Genomic DNA, 338 nt, shown 5'->3' on the forward strand with positions numbered 1-338 from the left:
GGAATAATATCTCCAACCTTGATGCTAATGACTCTCGCGGGAATAGAGCAACAAATAAAATCTACAGCTCTGAAAATGGGTGCTAGGGCCAACTTTATTGGTTATGCGGATGATTTCGTGGTCACCTGCTCTTCAAAGGAAGTGCTAGTGAACGATATCAAACCGTTGATTGCTGACTTTCTGGCAGAAAGAGGGTTAACCCTCTCCGAAGAGAAAACGAAGGTCACTCATATTGATGATGGCTTTGACTTTCTGGGTTTCAATCACAGGAAGTACAAAGGGAAATTGCTCATTAAACCGAGCAAATCTAACACGCTGTTATTCCTTAGAAATCTACG

The 338-nt window shown here is 42.0% G+C and carries 1 protein-coding gene; it reads left to right on the forward strand.

Annotated elements, in window-relative coordinates; all coding sequences use genetic code 11:
• The coding region (locus A142_RS07565) for a reverse transcriptase domain-containing protein (RefSeq protein ID WP_032545254.1) at positions 1-338 on the forward strand (338 nt) is incomplete at both ends.

Origin of the sequence: Vibrio splendidus 12E03, assembly GCF_000272105.2 — a bacterium.
Lineage (GTDB): Bacteria > Pseudomonadota > Gammaproteobacteria > Enterobacterales > Vibrionaceae > Vibrio > Vibrio splendidus_I.